Raw genomic sequence first — 23,434 nt, 5'->3', positions numbered from 1 at the left:
GGTCCAGCCGAGATCAGGCGCGTGAGGCTGCCGTCGGCGTGAACTTGACCGGCATCTTCTCCAGACCGCTGACGAAGTTCGCCGGGCGCAGCGGCAGCGGCTCATCGGAAGCCAGCCGCATATCGGGAAGACGCTTCAGCAGCCGCTCGAGCATGATCGACAGCTCCAGGCGCGCCAGCTGATTGCCCAGACAGAAGTGGGTGCCGAACCCGAACGCCAAGTGGTTGTTGGGATAGCGGTCGATGCGGAAGTCCTGCGGATCGCCGAACACCGCCTCGTCGAAGTTCGCCGATTCGAAGAGCAGAATGATCTTCTCGCCCCGCTTGAGCTGCGCGCCGTGAAAGTCCAGGTCGGTGGTCATGGTGCGGGCCATGTTCTTGACCGGGGCGGTCCACCGCAGCATCTCCTCGATCGCGTTGGGTAGCAGCGCCACGTCGTCGACCAGCCGCTGGTGCTGTTGCGGGTGCCGTAGAATCTGCGCGGTACCGCCGGAAAGCGTGTGCCTGGTGGTCTCGTCGCCGCCGATCAACAGCAACAGCACCTCGGTGACGATCTCGTGGTCGGCCAGCTTCTCGCCATCCACCTGCGCGTGTACCAGCACACTGACCAAGTCATCGGTCGGCTCCGCCTTGCGCGCCGCGATCATGCCCGTCATGTACTCGGTGTAAGCGGCGAATGCGTCCACCGAGACCTGAAAATCCTCTTGCGCGGTCGTGCTGCTGAGCAGGGTGACCATGTCGTCGGACCAGCGAAGAAACATCTGGCGTTCCTCCGGAAGTACCCCGAGCATGTCGCCGATCACCGCCATGGGAAGCGGAGCGGCGAGGTCCCAGACAAAGTCGCATTCGCCCCGCTCGCAGACGTTGTCGATCAGCGCATCGCACAGCTCGGCGATCGAGTGCTCCCTGTCCTTGACGCGTTTGCGGGTAAAGCCCGAGTTGACCAGCTTGCGCCGCAGCAGATGCGCCGGGTCGTCCATCGCGATCATCATCGGCGGCGCGTCCTGGTCCGGCCGGATACCGCCGGCGTTGGAGAACATCTCGGGCGCACGCTCGGCGTCGATCACCGCCTGGTAGGTCGCCGCGGCCGCCAGCCCGTTGCGGTCCCGAAAGACCGGTTCATTCTCGCGCATCCACCGATAGACGGGCCGGGAGTCGCCCGCATAGAAGGCGCCGTCGGTCAGATCAATGTCCGGCCGTGACTGGTTGCGCGTATCGGTAGTGCTTGGCACGGGTCCACCCTTCCCGCATGCGGTCGGTTACCGTGGACCTTACAGTAGGAACGGTGGTATTCCCCACAACAGGTTTCAACCTGATGCAGCAACGGGGCGCCGGCGGGTTTCACGGACTGCTGGGACGGCAAGCGATGCAACGCATCTCAGATGCCCGCGCTGAGTTCCAAGTCCTTCAGCGCCGCCTCGAGGTGGCCGAGCATCCGCTGCAGGTGCGGGACGCTGCGCCGGCAACCGACCAGACCGAAGTCGAGGTTGTCCGCGTTGTTGGTGACGGTGATGTTGACCGCTTGGCCGTCCAATGGGATCGACAGAGGATAGTTTCCGTCCAATCGCGCTCCGCGCCAGTACAATTGGTCGCGGTTACCGGTCGATACGTTCGAGATGACGATGTTGAACGGCGGCGATCCCGCCGACAGGTAGCCGGGGATCAGCCCGAAGAACAGCCCCCCGATGTTGAAGGCGGACAGCGCCAGCTGCTGGACCGGAGGTAGCTGCCAGAACACCTCTTTGGTCTCGCGGATGGACGCGCTGATCGTCTCGAGCCGCTTGGCCGGGTCGTCGAGGTGGGTCGCGAGATTGCACAGGAAGGTTCCGACGTTGTTGCCGCCGCGATCGTCGTCGTCCTTGCGCAGATTGACGGGGACCATGGCGGTCAGGGGCGCGTCCGGCAGGGCGTTCTGATCGATGAGGTAGGCGCGCAGGGCCCCGGCGGACATCGCGAGCACCACGTCGTTGATCGTCGCACCGGTAGCCGACTTGACCGCCTTGATGCGCTCCAGCGAGTAGGACTGGGCCGCAACCCGCCGGGCGCCGCCGATCCGCACGTTGAACATCGAGCGCGGCGCCCGAAACGGCAGGGTCAATTGTTGTTCGAGCAGCGCCGCGCGCGCGAGCTTGAGCGTGGAGGGCGCCATGGCGAGCGCCGACCCCGCGGTGCGGCCGACCCGGTCAAACAGCGACGACTGGTGCCGGTGCCCGCTGCGTTTGCGCGGACCGAGGCTCCACGGCACGCGCACCTCGTCGTCCTGGGGATCCGACGTGAAGGCGCGCTGCATCAGGCGTAGCGCCGAGACGCCATCCATGAGGGAGTGGTGGTACTTCGTGTAGACCGCATAGCGCCCGTCCTGCAGACCTTCGACGAGATGTGCCTCCCACATCGGACGGTGCCGGTCGAGCAGGCTGCCGTGCAGCCGGGACGCCAGCTCGAGCAAGTCGCGGACCCGTCCGGGTTCGGGCAGAGCGGACCGGCGCAGGTGGTAGTCGAGCTCGACGTCCTTGTCCAAGGACCACGCGACATTCGTGATGCCGCCGAAGAAGGCGGGATGTTTGCGGAAGGACGGCTGGATTTCGGTGCACTCGAGCATCGCCTGGTACGCCTCGCGCACGAAATGGGGGCCGGCGTCCTCCGGGGGTTCGAAGAGCTGCAACGAGCCGACGTGCATCGGATGTTCGCGTGACTCGCCGATGAGGAACAACGCGTCCATCGGTGATATCGGTTCCATAGCCGTTCCCATTCCCTCGCTGTGCCGCGCGCCCAGCGCGCGCCCCTTTCGTATTAGCCGCGGGAACCACTTGCTAATCCACCATCGGCGTTCGGACCGCGACGGGTCAGAGCGCTTGCGTGCGCATTGGTGTGGGTATTGACGCTCAAGGGGGTGACGATGCCGGCGGAGTCGGAGTGTCCCAAGCGGATGGAGTTCGGGCCGTGCGGCGGCGTGCGCCCGGACGGACAGTGCGAGATGCGCGCTGGCCCGTGTGCGTTCGACGACGTGGTGCCGTGGTCGGGTCATCGCCCCAACCGTCGTCTCGCCAGTGCTCCGCGGGTGCTCACCGACTTCAGTGCCACCCCCTTCGATCCCGACGACATCGCCGCGACCGCAGCCATCCTCGCGCCCGGGTGCGACGCCGTCCTGGTCGGCGAGCATCAGAACAAGCCCGATTTTCCACCGACGCTCATGGCGTCGTTGCTGCTCGACGCCGGCGTGACGCCGTGGATCACGCTGTCCTGCCGCGACCGCAACCGGGTGGTCCTCGAGCAGGAGTTGAGGGGATTACGCAGCATCGATGTCGACACGGTGCTGTGCGTGACGGGTGACGGGCGCGGATACGACGTGCGCCCAGACGTCACGCAGACCTTCGACCTCGACGGGCCGCGCCTGGTGTCGCTGGCCGCCTCGGTCGGCATGGCCGCAGCGGTACCCGAGACGCCCACCGCTCCACCCGTGCACCGCCGACCGGCCCGCCTGGTCGAGAAGCAGCGAGCCGGAGCGAGCCTGGCGGTGCTGAACCATGTGCCGTTTCCCGACATGGTCGCCGACTTCATGACGACGGCGCGATCGGTCGGCCTGACCATCCCGGTGATCGCGGCGGTCGCGGTGTTCACCGACAGCATCTCGGCGGCGGTGCTGGAGGGTTTGCCCGGACTCGAGCTCGATCCCGCTGTGACGCAACGGGTTTTGAGTGCGCGGGATCCGGTGGCCGCCGGGATCGCGGCGGCGGTGAGCGAGGCGCGGGAGCTGTTGTCGATCGAGGGCATCGAGGGTGTCAACGTCTCGGGGCTGGCGTCGGCGTCGGGCCCCCGCGTCGGCGCGGAGATCAAGGCAGAGGTCGGTCGTCGGATCCGGGCGGAGGCGCCATGACCCGTGCCGACGATGCAGGGGGCCGCAACGAGGGGGAGGAGCGGCGCCGATGACCGACGCGATGAAGGCCGAGTTCGACACCGTCGCCGAATGGACCGCGCAGGTCGCGGCGGAGCTGGGGCCGGACTACCACCTCCCTGCCGGCTGCCGGGGAAGCGGAAGTCCGGCTGCGCTCGACTGGCTCATCGAGCGGATGGAGTTGACGCCCGGCGCCACGCTGCTGGATTCCGGCGCGGGTGTCGGGGGCCCTGCCGCGTACGCCGCCCGATCCGGCGCGGTGCGGCCCGTGCTCGTCGAACCCGAAACGGGCGCTTGCCGCGCGGCGCGGGAACTGTTCGGCTTCCCGGTGGTGTGCGCATTGGGATCGGCCCTGCCGATCAGGGACGCGAGTGTCGACGCCGCCTGGTCGCTGGGCGTGTTGTGCACGACGCCTGATCAATTCGCGTTGCTCACGGAGTTGCGCCGCGTCGTACGGCCGGGCGGGCGCATCGGCTTGCTGGTTTTCGTCGCGCACCGTGAGTTGCCGTCAAACACGTTGGAAGGCAATCATTTTCCGACGCCAAACCGAATGCGTGAGCTACTTTCCGCGGCCTCACTCCAGGTCGAGCAGTGGCTCGGCACGTCGGCCCTGCCGCCGATCGACGACACGTGGAACGAGCGCGTGGCCACCGTGGAGGGCGTCCTCGGGGACCGGCACGGACACACGGAAGCCTGGCAGCTGGCCGAACGTCAGAGTTCCAGGATCGGGCGGCTGCTCGAGGAGGGAACCCTCACGGGTGAGTTGTTGGTGCTGAGCCACGCGGCGCAGGGCCCCGGCTAGCGCCCCGTCGCCTGGAAGATCACCCGCCGCGCGATCTCGACCGCGTGGTCGGCGAAGCGTTCGTAGAAGCGGCCCAACAGCGTGGCGTCCACGGCGGCGGCGACTCCTTGCGCCCAGGCCGGATCCATCAGCACCGCCAGCAGTTGCTGGTGCAGCTCGTCCATCGCGTCGTCGTCGTGACGAATCTGGGCGGCCCCGCGCGGATCTTGCGACATCAGCACCTGCCGCGCCCCGAGGGCCAATGCCTCGGCCGCCTCGCCCATGGCGGCGATGTATGGCCGCACCTCGACGGAAACGGCCGGATGGGGATGGCGGCGGCGGGCGATCTCGGCGATGTGGACGGCCAGCTCGACCATCCGTCGCGCGTCCGCGGCGATCCGGATGGCGCTGACGACCGCGCGCAGGTCGGTGGCGACCGGCGCCTGCAACGCCAACAACACGAACGCGGTGTCCTCCACATGAGCGTCGAGAGCGACGATGTCCCGGTGGCCGGCGATGACGCTTTCGGCCGTCGTCAAATCGGCTTTCAGCAGCGCCTCGCTCGCCCGCTTGATCGCCTCGGCGGCAATCGAGCACATGTCGGCGAGCTGGTCGGTCAGCGTGTCCAGCTGCTGGTGGAAACCGGTCCTCACCTTCCAGGGATAGCCCGCTTCCGCCAGATGAATCCAGCGTCGAACAGCGGAAGTTCCGCCGGATGGCCCGCTAGCCGACGCCCTCGGCGAGCGCGCGAGCCTCCCGCTCGGTTTCGACGGCAGGCCCGGAGCCCGGCAACGGCTTGCGGGCGACTTCCGGGGTGAACAGCAGCGTGATGGCTCCCACCACGCCAGCGAAGATCAGCATGTAAGCCGGCACCATCACGTTGCCGGTGGCGGATACCAGCGCCTGGGCGATCAGCGGGGTGATACCGCCGACCAGCGAAATCGAGATGTTGTACGAAATCGCCAGCGCCCCGTAGCGCACGTTGGTGGGAAACAACGCCGGCAGCATGGCCGGTCCGGTGCTGTCGAAGCACAGTTCCATCAGGCCGATCAACAGCACGCCGATGAAGATCACCGGGTACCAGCCGCCGAAGCGGATGAGCAGGAACGCCGGGACGGAGGCCCCGATCAGCAGCCCGCAGCCGGTCCACATGATGGGTTTGACGCCGATGCGGTCGGACAAGCCGGCGACGAGCACCACGGTGACCATCAGGATCGCCAGCGTCGACACGATCATGACCAGTCCCGCGGTGTGCCCGACCCGGACGAAGAGCCGGAGGTAGGTCGGCAGGTACCCGGTGAGCATGAAGTCGGCGACCTGGGAGGTCAGCACCAGCGCCGCGCAGATCAGCATCGGGCGCCACTGGGCCGCCACCGTGCGCAGAATCTGCTGCCCGCCTTGGCCGCCGGAGGGGGGCGCGGCGTCGTTCGCGCTCTGGTAGGCGGAGGACTCCTTGAGCCGAAGCCGCAAGTACAGGGCGACCAGGCCGAAGGGAAAGCCCAGCAGCAAAGGAATCCGCCAGCCGTACGTCAGCATGGCGTCGTCCGGCAGCCAGGTCTGCAAACCGGTCACCAGCAACCCGGCAAGGACGAATCCGACCAGGTTGCCCATCGGCAAGAAGCCGACCATCTTGCCGCGTTTGTGGTCCGGGGCCTGCTCGACGAGATAGGTCATCGCGCCGACGTATTCGCCGCCGGTCGACAGGCCCTGGAAGATTCGTGCGACGACGAGCAGGATCGGCGCCCAGATGCCGATGGTGCCGTAGGTGGGCAGCAGGCCGGTCATGGTGGTGCTCACCGTCATCATGAGGATGGTGACGACCAGCACTCGGTGCCGTCCGATCCGATCGCCCAGCGGCCCGAAAATGAATCCGCCGAGCGGGCGCACGACGAACGCCGCCGCCAGCGTGCCGAAGGTCGCGATGAGGTGAACGCCGCTGACGCTCTTGCCGGGGTAAAACACCTGGGCGATCGTGGTGGCGATATAGCCGTAGACGCCGAAGTCGTACCACTCCATGAAGTTGCCGATCGCGGTGCCCATGATGGTTTGGCGCATAGCCGGATCGGCGACCCTGATGTCTTTACGTGCCCATTTCCTCCGGCGGCGGCGTGCAGTACCCATCGGATGATGGCTTACCCGAAACGTTCCCGGGAGGAACCAGCGGGGTCGGGTGTTCGGGCGTGCTGAGGGGCCATCCGCAGCTCGCCGCGATGTTGCGGCGAGGCCGTGGGCGGATGTGATTGCGGCAGGAAAAGCCAGCTAGGTGCGCCTCGGTGGCGCCGTCGTCGACGGCATCGCCTCGCAGCCCGAGCCGGGGTTGGTTATTCGCGTCACGTCAGCTCGAGCCGGGCCAGGTCATTGCCCTTTGAGGCTCCCGATGCGCAGCGAGAAATCGGTGGGTTTGGCCGGCGTCGGCTCCTCGAACTGTTCGACGTAGCGCTGCGGGTCACGATCGGTGATCAACAGGCCCTCGGTGGTGGGGTGCTCGGCCATGAACTCGCTGTATTGACGTCCGAGGGCTTCGCGAAGCCCGATGGGCGCGTTGCGCCGAAAATCCGACAGCCCCTCTCGCTCCTCCTCGCCCATGTGATCGTCGTTGGCCACCCGGGTCCGCCCGACGGCTGCCCACCACTCCTGGCTGCCGAGTGCGGCGGCGTTGGCGTCGCGCACGCCGTCGCGGATGTCGTTGTGATCGCCGATCGCGTCGAGGGTCTCGCCTTCGGCGTCGTCACCCCCGCGTTTGAGCAGCTGCGGGTAGAAGATCTTTTCTTCGATGTAGGCGTGCACGTCCAGCTTGTCGGCGAGCGGGCGCCACACCCGGTTGAGGGCGGCCGGGTCGTCGGGGCGGCGGGCCTGCAGATCGTCCAGTCGCGCGAACTGTTCCCGAAACCACTCGTGGTCGGCAAGGATCAGCATGGTGATGTCTGCCATCTTCAGAATCCCGCCTCTCGGAACGCCGGTCAGCCGGGCTTACCCGGTTCACCAGCTGAGGTAACAACTCGGCGCGGGATCCGTCAACCGCGTGCGCCCTCTGCGTGACCACTCGCTCGAGTGCGCCGGCACCGGCGCCCCCTCCATCGGCGCTGTGGCCCTGAACAGGAACTCGCCGGGAGGGCGCTGACGTCCGGGCGGATACACTGGTGCGTCAGTCAGGCGATCAGCTTCGATCGCACCCGAATCAAGAAGAATCAGTCAGAGGTTGTGCCTTGTCCGAAAAACCCGGCGATGCCGTCAGCTTGGAACCGCATTTCGAGGACGTACAAGCGCACTACGACCTGTCCGACGAGTTCTTCGCGCTGTTCCTAGACCCGACGCGCACCTATAGCTGCGCCTTTTTCGAGCGCGACGATATGACGCTGGAAGAGGCGCAGTACGCCAAGGTCGATCTCTCCCTGGGCAAGCTTGGGCTGCAACCGGGCATGACCTTGCTCGACATCGGATGCGGGTGGGGCACCACGATCGTCCGCGGCCTCGAGAACTACGACGTCAACGTCGTCGGCCTCACGCTCAGCCGCAATCAACAGGCGCACGTGCAGCGCCGTCTTGACAGCCATCCCTCGCAGCGGTCCAAGCGGGTGCTGCTGCAGGGCTGGGAGCAGTTCGACGAACAGGTCGACCGGATCGTGTCGATCGGCGCCTTCGAGCACTTCGGACGCGACCGCTACCCCGACTTCTTCAAAATGGCGTATGAGGCGCTGCCGGCCGACGGCGTCATGATGCTGCACACCATCATCAAGCCCAGCGACGAGGAGTTCGCCGAGCGCGGGCTGCCCATCACGATGACCAAGCTGCGCTTCATGAAGTTCATCATGGACGAGATCTTCCCGGGCGGAGACCTGCCACAGGCCAAGGGCGTGGTGGAGCACGCGGAGCGCGCGGGCTTCGGTGTGAAGCTGATCCAGCCGCTCCGCCTGCACTACGCCCGCACCCTGGACACCTGGTCGGCCGCGCTCGAGGCGCACCGGGACGAGGCCATCGCGATCCAGTCCGAAGAGGTCTACGACCGGTACATGAAATACCTGACGGGTTGCGCCGACCTGTTCCGTGAGGGCTATACCGACGTCGCACAGTTCACCCTGACCAAGGGCTGACGGCAACTGCCCCGGCCGGCCGATCGGGCTTCCCGGTTGGCCGGGGTGCGGTTTACCGGTCCAATTCTGCGGGTAATTCCACGGCAACAACCTGATTCGGTGCGCGCCGGTGTTCCTCGGTGTAACGCCGCTGGGAGGACTGACCGTGAGCGCCAAACACCGCATGCCGGATTCGCCGGAGCATACGCCGACGCCGACCCATCGTGGTCGCCGGCGCGGGCTGTCCGGCGCAGCCTCGGTATGCGAAATCGTCTCCGCGTCGCTGCTGGGTGCCGCATGCGTAATGGCGCTGGTACTCAACGGACCGCAGTCCGAGAAGCGCGCCGTCGCTGCCGATCTCGAACCGCCGGCCGCCTCGCAGCCGATAAGTCAGGAAGGCACCGTGATGGCCGTGTCGGCGGACTCGGTGACCATGCGCGGCGCCGACGGGCATATCCAGACCTATCGCTTCACCCCGGACACCACGGTTGTCACCCGCGGCGCGCGTCAACCCATCACCGCCGCACCACATTTCGCGGTCAATGACAAGGTCGTTGTGGTGGGCACTATCGAGGATGGAACGGCGCTGGCTACGGCGGTGGCCTACCGGGGATCGGGGCATGGCGAGGCGCCGCCGATGGATTTCGCTGACGGCCAGGCGGTTCCAACCGGCGCGGCCTGAGCCGAAACTCGCCGGTGCGCATTCACTTTCCGGTGCGCTCGCGGTGTTTGCAGCCCGGCCAGCAGCAGGGTCGGCGCTTGCCCTCCTCCAACTCCTCCTGGGTCCGGCGGATGCGGCGCTCCCGGGTCGCCTGCTGCTTGGCATCCTCGACCCAACAGATGAACTCGTTTCGGGCCAGCGGCGTGATGTCCTTCCAGGCGGCGAGCGCGGCGGCGTTGCCGATCAGCGACTCGCGCAGATCCGCAGGCAATTTGTGCACGACACCGCCGGGCACGCGCTGGCCGCTCATCGGTCCACCAGATGCGCGGCGCCATCGTGTAATTCATCGCGGCGCAACGTCATTGGGGTGAGAGCCGGAACGTCGCCGCCCGCCACCACGGCGCGGGTGATGGGGGTGAGCGCCCCGAACAGTGTCTCCACCTCGTCGTCGCTGAGGGCATCGAGTGCGGACAGGGCCAGCGTGTCGGTCGTCAACTCGATGTGGTCCTTCAATTGCTGTCCCGCCGCGGTCAGCGTTCCGTCGTCGTTGAGCAGCCCCCGCTCGGCGAGCGCGTGTTCATGTTCGCGCCAGGACGTCTCGTCGTAGTCACGGGTGCGGGCGATGTAGTCGCGAGCGACGTTGCCCGCCGCGGCATGTAAGACGTTGGATTCTCGGCCGGAGACGCCGGCCGCGGCCAGCACCGCCACGTGCGCGTCGCCACGCTGTTCGCGCAGCAGCGTGGTGGCGTGCCAGAGGGCGGACAGCGGATCGTCCGGCCAGGGCAGCGCCACATTCGCGGCGAACAGCGGCCGCGCATCGAGGGGCGCGCTGCGGGCCGCCCGGCCCGCGAGTTCGGCTGCAACGCGGACGTTTTCGTCGTCCGAGCCCAGGCCATAACGGCGTAGCGCCGCCACCGCGGACTCTTGCCGAGCCTCCAACGCGGCCTGCGGACCCGCGATCTCCCATGCCGCCGGCAGCGCCTTGGCCACCCGTTGGGGCGCGAAGTTGTAGAAGACCGCGGCGACCACCTCCCTGGGCACCACGCCCAACGGCGCCGACCGCGCGGCGAAATAGCCCATCCAGAAGCCCCGGTAACCCAGTGCGTCCAATGCGGCCCGCGCTTCTGGTGCGAAGTACGTCACCGCGTGCACCGGTTCGTAGCGATCGAAAAAACGTCGGGCCAGCACGGGTTGTCGTCGCATGCTGGCAGTTAACCACTGGGGCCGGCCGCGACCAAGCACGGACGTGCGGCACCGGCAGCGCCTCAGCTTAGGCTCGAGTGGTGACCATCCCTTATGACCAGCCTTTGCGCGAGCGGATCCGGAACAATCTGGCCGGCCACCACCGCCGCGTTGTCACCGATCCGACGAAGCGGCACGCCGCCGTCGCGGTGGTACTGGTCGATTCGGAAGTCGGGGAGGACCGGGTCGATCCGGTGCCGGTCGACGAGTGGAATGCCGGACGTCCGGTGCCCGCCGCCCATCTGGACGGGCGCATGGTCGACGTATCCGGCGGCGCCGCGTTTTTACTGTGCCGCAGGGCATCTCGTCTCAGTTCGCACGCGGCGCAGTGGGCGCTACCGGGCGGGCGCCTCGATCCGGGCGAGACGGCGGTCGACGCGGCGCGGCGGGAACTGCTTGAGGAGGTCGGCGTCGAGCTGTCCGATTCGACCGTGCTCGGGTTGCTCGACGACTATCCCACCCGATCCGGGTACGTGATCACCCCCGTCGTGCTGTGGGGAGGAGGGCGGCTGGAGCTTTGCCCCGCGCCCGACGAGGTGGTGGCCGTTTATCGGGTCGGCCTACACGAACTGCAGCGTGACGACTCGCCACGGTTCATCACGATTCCGGAGAGCCCGCGACCGGTGGTGCAGATCCCGCTGGGAAACGACCTCATTCACGCGCCGACCGGCGCCGTACTGCTGCAGCTGCGTTGGCTGTGTCTGGAAGGGCGAACCGATCCGGTCGACGAGTTGGAACAGCCGGTTTTTGCGTGGAAGTAGCTAGCGTTGGCCAAGCGCACCGAACAGCAAGTTGGCCAACTCGATTAGCGATGCGCCCGAGACGTCGAAGGCGCCGGTGGGTTCGGGGTATGGATCGCCGCTGAGCCCGTATTCCTGCGGCCGGGAGACGAAACCGGTGGCCAGGCCGCTGTTCTGGGCCGCCTCGAGATCGGTGGGATGCGCGGCCACCAGCATCACTTCACCCGGTTCCAGACCGAGCAGACGTGCGGGGGTTTGGTAGGCGCGCGGATCGGGCTTGTAGGTTTTGCCGACATCGGAACCGAGCACCACATCCCATGGCAGACCGGCGTATTTCGCCATATCGACCAGCAGCCCGGTGTTCCCGTTGGACAGCGGCCCGACGATGACGTGCCGCTTCATGGCCGCAATCCCGTCGACGCTATCCGGCCACGGCGGCAGCCAGCGCCACGACCGGGCCAGCGCCTCCACCTCGGCACCCGGCAGCGCTTCGGCAGCGATGGAGAACTTCTCGAACGACGCAAGCAGGTTTTCTTTGTGCAGTACGTCCAGCGACACGAATTCGCGACGGCCCGAAAGGATCTCGGACATCGAGGGCAGGTACCTGCTCCGCCATTCCAGCGCGAACTCCCCGGGGTCGATGCTGAGACGGTGGCGCCGCGCGAAGTCGCGCACTGAGGCGGCGATTCCGGAACGCCAGTCGACGACCGTTCCAAAGGTATCGAATAAAACGGCGCGTATTGCCCGGCCGGTCGAGGGCGATCGGTATTCGGCCATTCCTCAGACTAGCGTCGCGTTCGGCGGCGACCGCTGAATCCCTTCGCGAACTCACCGGCGGGGAGCAGCCCGGCGCCGTGAACGCCCGGCGCGCGCACCGCCGGCCGTCAGACGACGTTCGACGATGTCCAGCGCGCGTTCGGCCCATCGAATGTTCTCCTCCTCGAACGAGATTCCGCGCATCAGCGTCAGGTAAGGGCCGACTCGCTCGGACTCGGTAAGGTACTCGTCCTCGGTGCGCCCGTCGAGCACGCGCTCCCGCAGCCGTTCGTAGCGCTGCACTTTGGCCACTGCCCAGTCCAGCCGTTCGCGAACGAATCCGCGGACCGCGTCGAGGTCTCCGGCGTCGCTGGCTTGGACCTTGACCAGCAATTCGTCGCGGATGACGGACGGCTTCGGCGCCTTGGCCGTGAACTGCCGGATCGCGTCACGCCCGGCCTCGGTCAGCGAGAACATGCGCTTGTTGGGCCGGCGTTCCTGCCGCACGACGCGGGCCTGGATGAGGCCTTGCCCGGCCAGCCGGTCGAGTTCGCGATACAGCTGTTGCGGGGTGGCCGGCCAGAAGTTGGCGACCGAGGCGTCGAATTCTTTCGCCAGGTCGTATCCGGACGATTCGCCCTCGAGGAGGGCGGCCAACACCGCGTCACGCAGCGACATCGGTCGATACTATAACGCGCGATTATTCAACAAAGTGACCAATCGCACTCTGGACATCGAACGCCGCGCGACCTAGCGTCTAATCCACCTACTCAACTAGTTGACTATGCGAGGTCGCGATGCACCCGTTCCGCAAAGCCGTCGAAGAGCGCGATGAGAAGGGCATCCAGGCGATGTTGGCCGACGGCGTGGTCTTCACCAGCCCGGTGGCGTTCAAGCCCTATGTCGGCAAGCCGATCACCGCCGCGATCCTGCGAGGTGTATTGCGAATCTTCGAAGACTTCCGCTACGTCCGCGAGATCCACGACCCCGGCGGTCGCGATCACGCCTTCGTGTTCGAGACCGGTATCGCCGGGGCGCCGGGGGTGAAGATCACCGGCTGTGACTTCCTGCACTTCGACGACGACGGTCTCATCGACGACTTCATGGTGATGGTGCGGCCGTTGTCGGGCGCGACGGCACTGTCCGAAGCGATGGGCGCGCAGTTCGGGCGCATCCAGGAGGAGGCGCTCGAATTGGCCAATCAATCCGGTACCGCGTAGAAGTAATGACCATGCGGATTGGACTGAGCGTCAATTATGCCGGCGGTTTCAAGGACGTGGCCGCCGAAGTGGCCGATCTGGAAAAGGCCGGATTGGACATAGTCTTTGTCCCCGAGGCGTATTCGTTCGACGCGGTGAGCGCGCTGGGCTATCTGGCCGCGAGCACCGAACGGGTAGGGCTCGCCTCGGGCATTCTGCAGCTCTACACCCGCACGCCCACCCTGACCGCGATGACCGCAGCCGGCCTGGACTACGTCTCCGACGGCCGGTTCACCCTCGGCCTGGGCGCCTCCGGCCCACAGGTCATCGAGGGCTTCCACGGTGTTCCCTACGACGCGCCGATCGGGCGGACCCGCGAGGTCATCGACATCTGCCGCCAGGTGTGGCGGCGCGAGACCGTGCAACACCGGGGCAAGCACTACACGATCCCGCTGCCCGCCGACCGGGGAACCGGGCTGGGCAAGCCGCTCAAGCTGATCAATCAGCCTGTCCGCGAGCGCATTCCGATACTGGTTGCCGCGCTGGGGCCGAAGAACGTCGAACTGGCGGCCGAGATCGCCGAGGGCTGGCAACCCATCTTCTATCTGCCGGAGCGGGCGCACCAGGTGTGGGGGGATGCCCTGGCCGCCGGCCGGGCCAAGCGCGATCCCGACCTCGGCGACCTCGACATCTACGCCGGACCCGTGCTGGCGATCGGCGAAAATGTCGAGCCGCTAAGGGAATTCGTCAAGCCGCACCTGGCGCTCTACATCGGCGGAATGGGCGCCAAGGGTAAGAATTTCTACCACGCCCTGGCCACCAAATACGGCTACGGTCCCCAAGCCGACCGGATTCAGGAGCTGTATCTGGCCGGTGACAAAGACGGCGCCGCCAAGGTCGTGCCCGATGATCTGGTGCGAGACGTCAACCTGATCGGTAGCCGCGAGTTCGTCAAGGAACGTCTGGCGGCGTTCCGTGAGGCGGGGGTAACCACCCTCAACGTGGCACCCATCGCATCCACCACGGGCGAACGGGTCAAGCTGATCGAGACGCTGCGCGAACTCGTTTGATCGCCGGTGGCGCCAATTCAGTGTTGCCGGTGGCTATCCCGGCGTAGCCGCACCGCTCTGGTTACCGCTGCCGCCGAGGCAAGCAGTGCCATCGCGGAAAGGATCACCACCGAGGCCGCGGAGCCGACGGTGGCCAAGATCAGCGGAAGCGCGAAGCCGACATACGTGACGACATAGAACACTCCGGTCAGGGCGCCGCGCAGGTGCGGTGGGGCCGCGGCCTCCAGGTCGATCAATCCTTCGCGCAGGCAGAGACCCGAGGCGCAGCCGAGGACAAGCAGGAGGGGGAACCCCAATGCCGGGCTCAGAGTGGGCGGCGCCATCGCGGCCACCGCGTAGCCGAACGCGGCCAGCACCGCACCCGCAGTACCGGCCTGGGGCCCCCACCGCAGCGCGCGGGCCAGTACCTGAACGACACCGCTGACACCGTTGACGAGCAGGGTGGCCGTGCCCGCCGCCATCGGAGCCGCGAGCGCGGTGTGTAGCCGGGTGGGGATCGTGACGAATCCCAGTGTCGCCGAGGCATATACCCACGGCGCAAGCGGCATGGCCCAGCTCAGCGCCCGGCTGAATGCTCGCCCCGCGGGTGCGGCCGGGGCGGTCCGGCCCGAGTCGTCGTTCGTGGCCGGCGCCGCCGCTTCGGTGCGTCGGGCCGCGCCGACGACCGCGAACGTCGCCAACATGAGAATGGCTGCGGCCACACCGAAGGAGACTCCGATGCCGGATCGTCCGGCCCACACAATGAACCCGCCGGCGAACGGGCCGAGGGCGAAACCGGCCGTCAGCACCGCCCCGGCGGTTGCGGCACCGGCGGGGCCGCGCAGATCCGATGCCCACGCGGTGCACGAACTGATGGCGAGGCCCACACCGATCCCGACGACCAGCCGACCCAGCAGCAGGGCGCCCGTGTGCTGGGACAGCAGCATCACCGCCGTGCCCACCAGCGCGGCGGCCGAACCCGTCACCGCGACCGACCGGCGCCCGAGCGAGTCCGACACGCGGCCACCGACGAGCAACCCCGGCAACAGCCCGACGGCGTAGATGCCGAAGATCCCGTCGAGCGTGGCCGTGCTGAGGTGCTCGCTGTCACTGATCACCGGCATCAACCCGACGAAGTGATTGGCGACCCACCCGGTGGCCAGCAGCAGTGCCAACACGCTGGCAAACAGCGCCCGGTCGCCCGCGGGCTCGCCCGCCGACCGCTTGATGCCATCGTTGCCGGTGCGCACATTCGACGAGGTCACGAAGGTTCTCCATTCCCAAACTCGAGGTGTGTGCGTGGCCGACCGACGATGATAGAACGCGACGCCACCGGGGCTGTTATTCCCGCTGGGGGTGATCGCATCGCTGCGTCGGCGCGACACCGCCGGCCCGGCGCCCGCCTGCAAACACGGCGATCACCGGTGCGGGGCTCGCTTCGGGGTTTGAAATCAGGCGATTTGGTCTACTGATACCACTACTCGCACCCAGGAAGGCAAATGATGAAGTACATTGCGGCAGCCACGATCGCGATCTCCGTCTTGCTGTCCAGCGCGTGTTCGGCCTCACAGGTCATCAACACCGGTGGCGACACGAAGTGCAAAGATTTCACCACCCAGGACGAGAAGAAGCAGAACGACGAAGTCAGCAAGATGCTCAAGGACAAGAACGGCGCCGACCCGAGCAATGTGGAGATCTCCGCAACGCGGCTTTCGGCGATGACGTACTGCCAGACACTCGGCAAGCCCGACACCAAGATCTCCGAGGCACCGCACGGCTGACGGCGGCCGCACCGACCGTGATGCCGTTGGCCATCGCGCTGTTGCCTGCTTGGGCAAGCTCACCGATGGGCCCTTGGGGGCCGCGGAGACCCGGATCGTGTGGCGGCGCGGGTAGTTCGCGTCAGCAGACAGGCGGCGGTGAGCAACTGCCAGGCGATGATCGAGTACACGCTGCCGCGCTCCCATACGCCGCCGGGCAGCAGCACCGTCTTCGCCGTCGCGGAATCGACCATCAGCATAGCGATGGAAGAAAACCCTAGGGCCGCAAGCACTTTGGAAGCCAAGCGGTACCAACGGCACTCGGCGAGTGCCGCGATCGCATCGGGTCCGGTCAAGATGGCGGCGTTGCCCCCAAGAATCGCCAGCGCGGCGCCGTCGACGTGCACCGTGCCGCTGTGCACCGTACCGATCACGACGTTACCGACAGCATTCCCGGCGACGACACCCAAAAACACCCTGGCCCTTCGGTTGTCGGGCACCCCCACGATCAGTGACGCGCCGAGCAGGAACAGGATGCCCTGCAAATAGAACGCCGCGTGTATCAAATACCCCCGTGGTGAGTAGACCGTCCGTCCGCGGACCAGCCTGCCGCTGGGGAGGCCGAGATCGCTGATGTAGTCGCGGGCATAGCTGTAGGCGGGCTCGAAGCCCGCCGCGGCGACCGCCTCGAGGACCAGGTAACCGATGGCCGCCACGACCCACAGGGCTGCTCCGCGCGCGCTGGCCACGTTGGGCGACTCCTTCCCGGCGGGACCGGTAAGGGCCGGCCGCTTTCATATTGGCGCCAATGTTTTCACGTGGGGCCGGCTTACCCGCACAATAACGCGATGCGTGCAGTGCGGGAGAACTTGAGAAGCGCGGCCTATCCGAAGCGTGCCGCCGCGGGCGTTCGCCGATGTCTGTCGACTCTCGCGCTGATCGGGCTGGTGGGATGCGCCGCACCGGCGCACAACCCCAGCTCGCCGGCCGCAGGCGGCGAGTTCGCGGGCCCTATCGACATCGGCAACGGCCGGCACCTGTATCTCAAGTGCCTCGGAAAGGGCGGGCCCACAGTCATTTTGGAGTCGGGATATCACAACTCCTCGGATCCGTGGAGTCAGTCCGACACCGCTGCGCCGGCAACGGGTCCGGCCGTGCTGCCGTCGCTGGCCGCGGACCACCGCGTCTGCGCCTACGACCGGCCCGGCACCCTGCGCTATGCCGATCCACCCAGCATCACCGACCGCAGTTCGCCGGTGGCGATGCCACGCAGCGCCCAAGACGTTGTCCAGGATCTGCATGCGCTACTCGCCGCCGCCCGTCTTCCCGGCCCGTACGTCCTGGTCGGGCACTCGCTGGGCGGGCTGTTCATTCGGCTGTACGCCCAAACATATCCCGACCAGGTGCGGGCGCTGGCGTTCGTCGACGCCTTTCCGGTCGAGATACCGGACCTGATGGGATCGGACTGGCCGACCTACCGCCAGGCGTTGGACCAGCCGTTGCCCCAGTTCGCGAATGCGCCGTCGTTTGAGGAGATCGACATCGACAAGAGCGTCGCCCAGGTCGGCGCGGCCCCCGCCTTACCGGCGGTCCCCGCCGTCGTGCTGACCAGGACTGAACCGTTTGCGGTTCCCGGCACCGTCTCGCCGGAGCAGAGCGGGAAATTGGAGCAGGCGTGGCGAGAGGCATCGGCGGATCTGATTGCGCTGCGCCCGCAGACACCGCACCTGATCGCGACCGGCAGCGACCATTTCATCCAGATCCACCAGCCCGATCTGGTCGCGGCCGGTGTACGTCTGGTGATGCAGAGGTCGGAAACGTCCCGATGACCGCAGCCGTGCGCCGGCTCCGCTCAGAAGAACGTCCCGGCATGCGGCGCTTCGGGCACCGCGAACAGTTCATCGGCCACATTCAGCGCCACCGGATCGTCGGCGCGGGCCAGCCCGGCCGCGGTAAGGCTGCGCCAGCTCGTGCCGCCGAGCAGCGCGGCCCCAAGCCCCGCGATCCCGACGCGGATGTCGGCGTGCCGGCTTGTCGGTTCGGCGCCGGCGCCGCTGATCGAGAAGCTCACCGAATTCGTCGACAGCAATGGGTCATTCACCGCGATAGTCACCGTCCCGCCGCCGACATAGGATCGTGCCGTCAGCGCACGCGGGACATCGATGACTCGCAGCCACGTTTCGTCGTGCACAGCGGTGACCTTCGCCGCCCGACAATCGACGAACAGCCACGGCAACACGTCGTCGATCGGCAGCATCCAAAACTGCACTCGGTCAACTAGATCCAGGCCGAGCAGAAAACGCAGCAACCCGAGATAGGCGTCGGCGGACGGCGCGAAGAAATCCTCGACCACGACGGTGCGTTGGTCGCTGACGAACCAATTTTCGGTGCCGATCGGCCGGTAGCGGGCGAAACCGGTCTCGGCGCCCGGTTCGCCATGTGCGGCGACATACCAAGCCCCCGAGGAGGATTCGGCTCGGCGCCGCGTGCTCTCCCACCACACCCCAGGGCGGTCGATGGTTCCGGGACGCGACGGGCGGTTGGCGTCGTAGACGCGGGGCAGAATGTCCCAGACTTCGGCCGTGCCGAGCAACCGCACCGGGCCACCCGGGCCGACCCCGGGGCGAAACGCCGCCCGCGCGGTCGTAACCTCCACGCTCTGGAAGCGACTCGCCACCCCGTAGCCATACCGCTCATAGATGGTGGCCTCCGACGCCCGCAGCGACGCGACGACCTCGCCACGCGCCGCGACGTCGCGGAGCTGGTGACGGATCAATTCGGTGGCGACCCCCCGCCGGGTGAACGACGGCAAGACGCCGATGTGGGTTACCGCGGCGTGGCCCACGGCGGCTCCGCCTGGAAGTGTCAGGCTGCTCGTCACAGCATCCGCGGTGCCGACGAGTTGTCCGTCGACGAACGCGCCGACGGTGCGCCCGGGCTCGAACAGCTTGGTGATCTGGCCGGGCGGCAGGTTCTGCACGGGCGGCAGGCCCACCATCGCGGTGCGGAACAGTTGAGCCGCGGCGACCAGGTCGTCGTCGGTGTCCAGGACCCGGATCTCGGTGGTCATTCGGCCATCATGACGCGCCCTGCGCGTCGGGTCACCCGAATTGCGCGCCTGCTAACGGATCGGCAGCCCGGTCACCGCCCGCGAAATCACCAACCGCTGGATCTCACTGGTGCCCTCGAAGATCGTGAAGATCTTCGCGTCGCGGTGCATGCGCTCCACGGGGTAGTCGCGGGTGTAGCCGTTGCCACCAAGGATCTGGATGGCCTCGTCGGTGACGTAGACCGCGGCCTCGCTCGCGATCAGCTTGGCCATCGAGCCCTCCGCCGAGTCGAAGTTCTGGTTGTTGCGCGCCATCCAGCCGGCCCGCCACACCAGCAGGCGGGCCGCGTCGATGCGGCTCTTCATGTCCGCCAGCTTGAACGCCACCGCTTGGAATTCGCCGATCTTGCGGCCGAATTGCTCACGCTGGCAGGCATAGTCGAGTGCGTACTCGTAAGCGGCCCGCCCCACGCCGACGGCCATCGCCCCGACGGTGGGCCGGGTGCGCTCGAAGGTCTTCATGGCCGCCTGGCCACCCGTGGAGGCACCGGACTTGACCCGGGCGATCCGCGCCTCGAACTTCTCCCGGCCGCCGAGGATGGCGTCCTCGGGCAGCCGGACGTTGTCGAGCACCACCTCGGCGGTGTGCGACGCCCGAATGCCGTGCTTCTTGAATTTCTGGCCCTGCGCAAGACCTTTGGTGTCCGGCCCGATGACGAAGCTCGCCTGCCCGCGGGTGCCGAGTTCGGGATAGACGGAGGCCACCACGATGTGCACGTTGGCGATGCCGCCGTTGGTGGCCCAGGTCTTGGTGCCGTTGAGCACCCACTCGTTGGTCGCCTCGTCGAAGCGAGCGCGGGTGCGGATGCCGCCGACATCAGAACCCGCGTCGGGCTCCGACGAGCAGAAGGCGCCGAGCTTGGGCTCGTCGGCCGTACCGAACATTTCGGGCAGCCAGCGCCCCAGCTGTTCGGGAGTTCCGTTGCCCGCCAACGCCGCTGCGGCCAGGCCGGTGCCCATGATGGACAGCGCGATGCCCGCGTCACCCCAGAACATCTCCTCGAACGCGGTCAGCATGCCCAGGCCGGTGGGCTCGGCCGCCTGCTGCGCGAAGAAGTCGGGGGAATACAGGCCGACCTTTGCGGCTTCCTGGATCACCGGCCACGGCGTTTCCTCCCGTTCGTCCCACTCGGCCGCGGCCGGACGGATGATGTCGGCCGCGAACTTGTGCACCCAGTCGCGCACCTCGATCACGTCGTCGGACAGTTGCAGTGAAAATGTCACAGCTGTGCTCCTGAAATAGGTTGCGTATTAACGGTTTCGGTATTGGTTGAGAACGCTGACCGTTTGGTTGACCCACGCCTCGAAATATCGCTCTTCATCGGTGTTTCCGGGCAGGCGGCCGGTGAGGGCCTGCAGAGTCGCGGCGTACGACAGCGATCCGATCGCGACCGCCGCGGCCGCTTCGGGATCGGGAATGCTGGTGCGGCCGGACCGGTTTAATGCCGACAGTTCGTCGGCGAAGCGTTGGTAGGCGTTGTCGGTGATGACCTGCCACGTTTTTTCGTCGAGATCACCGAGCTCGTCGGGTTCACGCAGCATGACCTTGAGCAGATCTTCGCTCTGTTTGAGGTTGCTCCAGATCAGCTCGCCGGCGATGCGCACCGCCCGCTCAACGCTGCCCGGTTGTCCAGCGTCGTATTCCTCTCGCGCGGCCACGATGCTGTCGATGCGGTGCGCCACCGCCGCCTCGAGAAGCTCGCGCTTGGAGCCGAAGTGCTTGTAGAGCGCGCCCGAGCCGGGCGCCAGGCCCGATTCCCGCTGGATGTCGGCCACCGACGTCGCCGCGTAGCCCTTGGCGGCAAAGAGCCGCAGCGCCGCCGACAGCAATCGGTCACGGCCGGAGGCGAGCATGGTGAGAGAGTACTCACTCACCCTGGTCACGGCAAAATCGGGCGGGTTCAAGCACGTGGCGGAGGAGGTGGCGAGGCGGCTGGCGTTAAATTCTTGCGAAACGCCACCGCGCTTGATCGCGCCGGACCGGTACTGCTGTGAGGGTTGTACTCAGGTTGGTTGACCAACGATCAGCACCACCGAAGGAGCCTGACATCCGCGTCCTACCGCGCGTGCAGCTGCCCATGCGGGTGCTGTCGCTGCGCACGATCGTCATCGTCGCCGCCATATCGGTGATGACCCTCGTTGTGCTGCTGGGCACCTGGGTGTGGGTGGGGGTGACCAACGATCAATACAGCCAGCTCGATCGGCGGCTCGATTCGGTCAGCAGCCTGGGTGACATCAGCAGCCTGCTCAACAACGCGGAGCACACCAACCCGGACCGCCCCGCGCCGGATGGCAACCTGGTGCGCACCGCCCGCATCGGCGGCGTGACCGTGTCGGTGCCCAACAGCATCGTGTTGCCCCGGCTTCCCGACGGCTATGCCAACACCACCATCAACGGGGTGCAGTACCGCGTCCGCACCTTCACAGCGGGCCCCGCCTCCATCGCGCTGGCCGCTCCGCTGGCCGAAGCTCAGCACCGGATCAACGAACTGCACCTACGGGTGCTGCTGATCTGTGCCAGCGTGATCGGCGGCACCGTCGTCGTGGGCTGGGTGATCTCGTTGATCATGGTCAATCCATTCCTGCTGCTGGCCCAACAGGCCCGCGCGATCAACGCCCAGTCGAGCCCCGACGAGGTTCAGGTTCGCGGCGTGCGCGAGGCCGTGGAGATCGCCGAAGCGGTCGAGGGAATGCTGGCCCGCATCGGCAAGGAGCAGCAGCGCACCAAGGCCGCGCTCGAATCGGCCCGCGACTTCGCCGCGGTCGCCTCCCACGAGCTGCGCACCCCGTTGACCGCCATGCGCACCAACCTGGAGGTGCTGTCCACCCTGGATCTGCCGCTCGAGCAGCGTCACGAGGTCATCGGCGACGTCATTCGCACCCAGAGCCGCATCGAGGCGACACTGACCGCGCTCGAGCGGCTGGCCCAGGGTGAGCTGACGACCGTCGACGATTTCGTCCCGTTCGACATCACCGAGCTGTTGGACCGTGCCGCGCACGACGCACTCCGCATCTACCCCGACGTGGACGTGTCGCTGGTGCCCTCGCCGACGGTGTTGATGATCGGATTGCCCACCGGGCTGCGGCTAGTGATCGACAACGCGCTCGCCAACGCCGTCAAGCATGGGAATGCCCGCAAAATCCTGCTGGCCGTTGGCAGTTCCGGCGAGGGCGTCGAGATCACCATCGACGACGACGGCACCGGTGTCCCCGAATGCGAACGCGCCACCGTCTTCGAACGGTTCACCCGAGGCTCGACGGCGTCCCGATCGGGCTCGGGGCTGGGCCTGGCGCTGGTCGCCCAACAGGCCGAATTGCACGGCGGCACAGCGGCATTGCAGACCAGTCCGCTCGGAGGCACCCGGTTGTTGTTGCGGCTGGCCGGCGATGGGCGCGGTCCGGCATAGCGGCGGATAGCTGGGCGCCGCCGTTATTTCAGGCCGAAAAAGTTCCCATCGGGACGCCGAAAAACAGGCGCGCCCCGGGCATTGGCTATGCCGATCTTCGGCAATAGCCCCGCAATTACCAGCGGCCTTTTCGTAGGGACATTCGGCATCAAACTCGCAGCGTTATGCCGTCGCCTTCCGCGACGCTCGCAAAGGCCGTGACCCGGGCGCACCAGGTAACCGAGGTGCCTTTGTGACAGCCGAGTCCTGAGAGGCGGCTGAGGTTATCACCGACTCCTTTTGGTAATCCAGTACTTTCACGCTTGGAGCCGGCGCCGCTAAACAAAATCCTGCGGCCTAAGCCGGTCCCGACCGGAGTGAATAACACGATCACCGAAATCCCATTACACTATGGCCCCAAGCACCCGGATTTGGGTTGAGCGTTCGGAGGGAAATCATGGGTCCTGTCACGTCGGTGCAGTCAGAGGCGGTGCTGGCGTCGGCCGGCGCCGAGACGGCGATCAGCGCGGAGACCGAGGCGGCGGCTTCGGCTGCCGCGCCCGTTCTGCTCGGTGTGCTGCCGATGGGCGGCGATCCGGACTCGGCCATGTTCGCGGCGGCGCTTAACGCCTGCGGCGGCAGCTACCTGGGCGTAGTGTCTGAGCACGCCGCCCAGCGCGGCCTGTTCGCCGGCACGCAGAGCATCGCCTCGAGCACGTACGTCGTCACGGAGCTCATGCGCAGCTTGACGATGGCAATCGGGGCTTAGTCACCAGGTTCCCAGCGAGGC

General features: G+C 67.0%; 25 protein-coding genes. 11 read left to right on the top strand and 14 right to left on the bottom strand.

The annotated features are described in order from the left end of the window. Window positions 1–13: 13 nt before the first annotated feature. A complete protein-coding gene (locus AC5Y30_RS06900; protein WP_499917337.1) occupies window positions 14–1,231 on the bottom strand; it encodes a cytochrome P450 in 1,218 nt (405 codons plus the stop codon). A 146-nt stretch (window positions 1,232–1,377) separates the two neighbouring features. After that, entirely contained in the window at window positions 1,378–2,736 is a 1,359-nt protein-coding gene (locus AC5Y30_RS06895; protein WP_499917336.1) for a WS/DGAT/MGAT family O-acyltransferase, read from the bottom strand. 159 nt (window positions 2,737–2,895) lie between these two features. Between AC5Y30_RS06895 and AC5Y30_RS06890 the strand changes: the two genes are divergently transcribed. Then, entirely contained in the window at window positions 2,896–3,873 is a 978-nt protein-coding gene (locus AC5Y30_RS06890) for a methylenetetrahydrofolate reductase (RefSeq protein ID WP_499917667.1), read from the top strand. A gap of 49 nt (window positions 3,874–3,922) precedes the next feature. Next, window positions 3,923–4,693, top strand: coding sequence for a class I SAM-dependent methyltransferase (locus AC5Y30_RS06885; protein ID WP_499917335.1), 771 nt, complete (start codon window positions 3,923–3,925; stop codon window positions 4,691–4,693). Here the strand turns inward: AC5Y30_RS06885 and phoU are convergent. The 3 genes from phoU to AC5Y30_RS06870 form a co-directional block, all read right to left on the bottom strand. Continuing rightward, window positions 4,690–5,325, bottom strand: coding sequence for a phosphate signaling complex protein PhoU (gene phoU, locus AC5Y30_RS06880; protein WP_499917334.1), 636 nt, complete (start codon window positions 5,323–5,325; stop codon window positions 4,690–4,692). The two genes, AC5Y30_RS06885 and phoU, sit on opposite strands and share 4 nt — an antisense overlap. Before the next feature lie 70 nt (window positions 5,326–5,395). Then, entirely contained in the window at window positions 5,396–6,727 is a 1,332-nt protein-coding gene (locus AC5Y30_RS06875; RefSeq protein WP_499917666.1) for an MFS transporter, read from the bottom strand. A 300-nt stretch (window positions 6,728–7,027) separates the two neighbouring features. Beyond that, window positions 7,028–7,603 (bottom strand): hemerythrin domain-containing protein, encoded by a 576-nt coding sequence (locus AC5Y30_RS06870; protein WP_499917333.1) that lies wholly within the window; start codon window positions 7,601–7,603, stop codon window positions 7,028–7,030. Window positions 7,604–7,878: 275 nt separating this feature from the next. On the opposite strand from AC5Y30_RS06870, the gene AC5Y30_RS06865 reads away from it, so the two are divergent. Both AC5Y30_RS06865 and AC5Y30_RS06860 read left to right on the top strand, forming a co-directional pair. Continuing rightward, window positions 7,879–8,763, top strand: coding sequence for a cyclopropane mycolic acid synthase family methyltransferase (locus AC5Y30_RS06865; protein ID WP_499917332.1), 885 nt, complete (start codon window positions 7,879–7,881; stop codon window positions 8,761–8,763). A gap of 145 nt (window positions 8,764–8,908) precedes the next feature. Then, window positions 8,909–9,424 (top strand): hypothetical protein, encoded by a 516-nt coding sequence (locus AC5Y30_RS06860; RefSeq protein ID WP_499917331.1) that lies wholly within the window; start codon window positions 8,909–8,911, stop codon window positions 9,422–9,424. Between the two features lie 22 nt (window positions 9,425–9,446). Here the strand turns inward: AC5Y30_RS06860 and AC5Y30_RS06855 are convergent, their stop codons facing one another. Both AC5Y30_RS06855 and AC5Y30_RS06850 read right to left on the bottom strand, forming a co-directional pair. Continuing rightward, window positions 9,447–9,713, bottom strand: a complete 267-nt coding sequence (locus tag AC5Y30_RS06855) for a YdeI/OmpD-associated family protein (RefSeq protein WP_499917330.1) — start codon at window positions 9,711–9,713, stop codon at window positions 9,447–9,449. Continuing rightward, window positions 9,710–10,606 carry an SCO6745 family protein gene (locus AC5Y30_RS06850; protein WP_499917329.1) on the bottom strand — a complete coding sequence of 299 codons (897 nt, stop codon included), beginning with the start codon at window positions 10,604–10,606 and terminating at the stop codon, window positions 9,710–9,712. Before AC5Y30_RS06850 ends, AC5Y30_RS06855 begins: the two co-directional genes overlap by 4 nt. Window positions 10,607–10,686: 80 nt before the next feature. Between AC5Y30_RS06850 and AC5Y30_RS06845 the strand changes: the two genes are divergently transcribed. Continuing rightward, entirely contained in the window at window positions 10,687–11,406 is a 720-nt protein-coding gene (locus tag AC5Y30_RS06845; RefSeq protein ID WP_499917328.1) for an NUDIX hydrolase, read from the top strand. On the opposite strand, the gene AC5Y30_RS06840 is transcribed toward AC5Y30_RS06845, so the two are convergent. Beyond that, window positions 11,407–12,162 (bottom strand): haloacid dehalogenase type II, encoded by a 756-nt coding sequence (locus tag AC5Y30_RS06840; RefSeq protein ID WP_499917327.1) that lies wholly within the window; start codon window positions 12,160–12,162, stop codon window positions 11,407–11,409. Between the two features lie 51 nt (window positions 12,163–12,213). Beyond that, window positions 12,214–12,819, bottom strand: a complete 606-nt coding sequence (locus AC5Y30_RS06835; RefSeq protein ID WP_499917326.1) for a PadR family transcriptional regulator — start codon at window positions 12,817–12,819, stop codon at window positions 12,214–12,216. 119 nt (window positions 12,820–12,938) lie between these two features. On the opposite strand from AC5Y30_RS06835, the gene AC5Y30_RS06830 reads away from it, so the two are divergent. Beyond that, window positions 12,939–13,361 carry a nuclear transport factor 2 family protein gene (locus AC5Y30_RS06830; protein WP_499917325.1) on the top strand — a complete coding sequence of 141 codons (423 nt, stop codon included), beginning with the start codon at window positions 12,939–12,941 and terminating at the stop codon, window positions 13,359–13,361. A gap of 11 nt (window positions 13,362–13,372) precedes the next feature. Continuing rightward, window positions 13,373–14,410, top strand: coding sequence for an LLM class F420-dependent oxidoreductase (locus tag AC5Y30_RS06825; protein ID WP_499917324.1), 1,038 nt, complete (start codon window positions 13,373–13,375; stop codon window positions 14,408–14,410). Window positions 14,411–14,427: 17 nt separating this feature from the next. On the opposite strand, the gene AC5Y30_RS06820 is transcribed toward AC5Y30_RS06825, so the two are convergent. Further along, the gene (locus tag AC5Y30_RS06820; protein ID WP_499917323.1) at window positions 14,428–15,654 is read right to left on the bottom strand and encodes an MFS transporter; all 1,227 of its coding nucleotides are present in this window, start codon (window positions 15,652–15,654) and stop codon (window positions 14,428–14,430) included. A 234-nt stretch (window positions 15,655–15,888) separates the two neighbouring features. On the opposite strand from AC5Y30_RS06820, the gene AC5Y30_RS06815 reads away from it, so the two are divergent. After that, window positions 15,889–16,170: a hypothetical protein gene (locus tag AC5Y30_RS06815; protein WP_067357681.1), complete on the top strand. Its 282-nt coding sequence runs from the start codon at window positions 15,889–15,891 to the stop codon at window positions 16,168–16,170. Between the two features lie 59 nt (window positions 16,171–16,229). Here AC5Y30_RS06815 and AC5Y30_RS06810 read toward each other — a convergent pair whose 3' ends face one another. Continuing rightward, window positions 16,230–16,898: a DUF998 domain-containing protein gene (locus AC5Y30_RS06810; protein ID WP_499917322.1), complete on the bottom strand. Its 669-nt coding sequence runs from the start codon at window positions 16,896–16,898 to the stop codon at window positions 16,230–16,232. A 99-nt stretch (window positions 16,899–16,997) separates the two neighbouring features. On the opposite strand from AC5Y30_RS06810, the gene AC5Y30_RS06805 reads away from it, so the two are divergent. Next, window positions 16,998–17,978 carry an alpha/beta fold hydrolase gene (locus AC5Y30_RS06805; RefSeq protein WP_499917321.1) on the top strand — a complete coding sequence of 327 codons (981 nt, stop codon included), beginning with the start codon at window positions 16,998–17,000 and terminating at the stop codon, window positions 17,976–17,978. Window positions 17,979–18,001: 23 nt separating this feature from the next. Here AC5Y30_RS06805 and AC5Y30_RS06800 read toward each other — a convergent pair whose 3' ends face one another. The 3 genes from AC5Y30_RS06800 to AC5Y30_RS06790 are packed head-to-tail and all read right to left on the bottom strand — an operon-like array spanning window position 18,002 to window position 21,112. Further along, complete coding sequence (locus AC5Y30_RS06800) at window positions 18,002–19,219, bottom strand: GNAT family N-acetyltransferase (RefSeq protein ID WP_499917320.1); 1,218 nt, start codon at window positions 19,217–19,219, stop codon at window positions 18,002–18,004. Between the two features lie 51 nt (window positions 19,220–19,270). After that, window positions 19,271–20,482, bottom strand: coding sequence for an acyl-CoA dehydrogenase family protein (locus tag AC5Y30_RS06795; protein ID WP_499917319.1), 1,212 nt, complete (start codon window positions 20,480–20,482; stop codon window positions 19,271–19,273). A 27-nt stretch (window positions 20,483–20,509) separates the two neighbouring features. Beyond that, entirely contained in the window at window positions 20,510–21,112 is a 603-nt protein-coding gene (locus tag AC5Y30_RS06790) for a TetR/AcrR family transcriptional regulator (protein WP_499917665.1), read from the bottom strand. 224 nt (window positions 21,113–21,336) lie between these two features. Between AC5Y30_RS06790 and AC5Y30_RS06785 the strand changes: the two genes are divergently transcribed. Then, complete coding sequence (locus tag AC5Y30_RS06785) at window positions 21,337–22,665, top strand: ATP-binding protein (RefSeq protein WP_499917664.1); 1,329 nt, start codon at window positions 21,337–21,339, stop codon at window positions 22,663–22,665. A 436-nt stretch (window positions 22,666–23,101) separates the two neighbouring features. Beyond that, window positions 23,102–23,413 (top strand): PE domain-containing protein, encoded by a 312-nt coding sequence (locus tag AC5Y30_RS06780; RefSeq protein ID WP_499917318.1) that lies wholly within the window; start codon window positions 23,102–23,104, stop codon window positions 23,411–23,413. The last annotated feature ends 21 nt before the right edge of the window (window positions 23,414–23,434 follow it).

This window comes from Mycobacterium sp. NGS27 (assembly GCF_059813005.1).
This window is presented reverse-complemented; position numbering and strand designations above follow the sequence as displayed.

Excerpts from the sequence above, each read along its gene's own strand:
- AC5Y30_RS06885 (WP_499917335.1), top strand. The coding sequence starts at position 3,923 with ATGACCGACGCGATGAAGGCCGAGTTCGACACCGTCGCCGAATGGACC.
- AC5Y30_RS06815 (WP_067357681.1), top strand. The coding sequence starts at position 15,889 with ATGATGAAGTACATTGCGGCAGCCACGATCGCGATCTCCGTCTTGCTG.
- AC5Y30_RS06895 (WP_499917336.1), bottom strand. The coding sequence starts at position 2,736 with ATGGAACCGATATCACCGATGGACGCGTTGTTCCTCATCGGCGAGTCA.
- AC5Y30_RS06780 (WP_499917318.1), top strand. The coding sequence starts at position 23,102 with ATGGGTCCTGTCACGTCGGTGCAGTCAGAGGCGGTGCTGGCGTCGGCC.
- AC5Y30_RS06890 (WP_499917667.1), top strand. The coding sequence starts at position 2,896 with ATGCCGGCGGAGTCGGAGTGTCCCAAGCGGATGGAGTTCGGGCCGTGC.
- AC5Y30_RS06825 (WP_499917324.1), top strand. The coding sequence starts at position 13,373 with ATGCGGATTGGACTGAGCGTCAATTATGCCGGCGGTTTCAAGGACGTG.
- AC5Y30_RS06835 (WP_499917326.1), bottom strand. The coding sequence starts at position 12,819 with ATGTCGCTGCGTGACGCGGTGTTGGCCGCCCTCCTCGAGGGCGAATCG.
- AC5Y30_RS06870 (WP_499917333.1), bottom strand. The coding sequence starts at position 7,603 with ATGGCAGACATCACCATGCTGATCCTTGCCGACCACGAGTGGTTTCGG.
- AC5Y30_RS06790 (WP_499917665.1), bottom strand. The coding sequence starts at position 21,112 with ATGCTCGCCTCCGGCCGTGACCGATTGCTGTCGGCGGCGCTGCGGCTC.
- AC5Y30_RS06830 (WP_499917325.1), top strand. The coding sequence starts at position 12,939 with ATGCACCCGTTCCGCAAAGCCGTCGAAGAGCGCGATGAGAAGGGCATC.
- AC5Y30_RS06875 (WP_499917666.1), bottom strand. The coding sequence starts at position 6,727 with ATGCGCCAAACCATCATGGGCACCGCGATCGGCAACTTCATGGAGTGG.
- AC5Y30_RS06855 (WP_499917330.1), bottom strand. The coding sequence starts at position 9,713 with ATGAGCGGCCAGCGCGTGCCCGGCGGTGTCGTGCACAAATTGCCTGCG.
- AC5Y30_RS06785 (WP_499917664.1), top strand. The coding sequence starts at position 21,337 with ATGCGGGTGCTGTCGCTGCGCACGATCGTCATCGTCGCCGCCATATCG.
- AC5Y30_RS06840 (WP_499917327.1), bottom strand. The coding sequence starts at position 12,162 with ATGGCCGAATACCGATCGCCCTCGACCGGCCGGGCAATACGCGCCGTT.
- AC5Y30_RS06850 (WP_499917329.1), bottom strand. The coding sequence starts at position 10,606 with ATGCGACGACAACCCGTGCTGGCCCGACGTTTTTTCGATCGCTACGAA.
- AC5Y30_RS06805 (WP_499917321.1), top strand. The coding sequence starts at position 16,998 with ATGCGTGCAGTGCGGGAGAACTTGAGAAGCGCGGCCTATCCGAAGCGT.
- AC5Y30_RS06800 (WP_499917320.1), bottom strand. The coding sequence starts at position 19,219 with ATGACCACCGAGATCCGGGTCCTGGACACCGACGACGACCTGGTCGCC.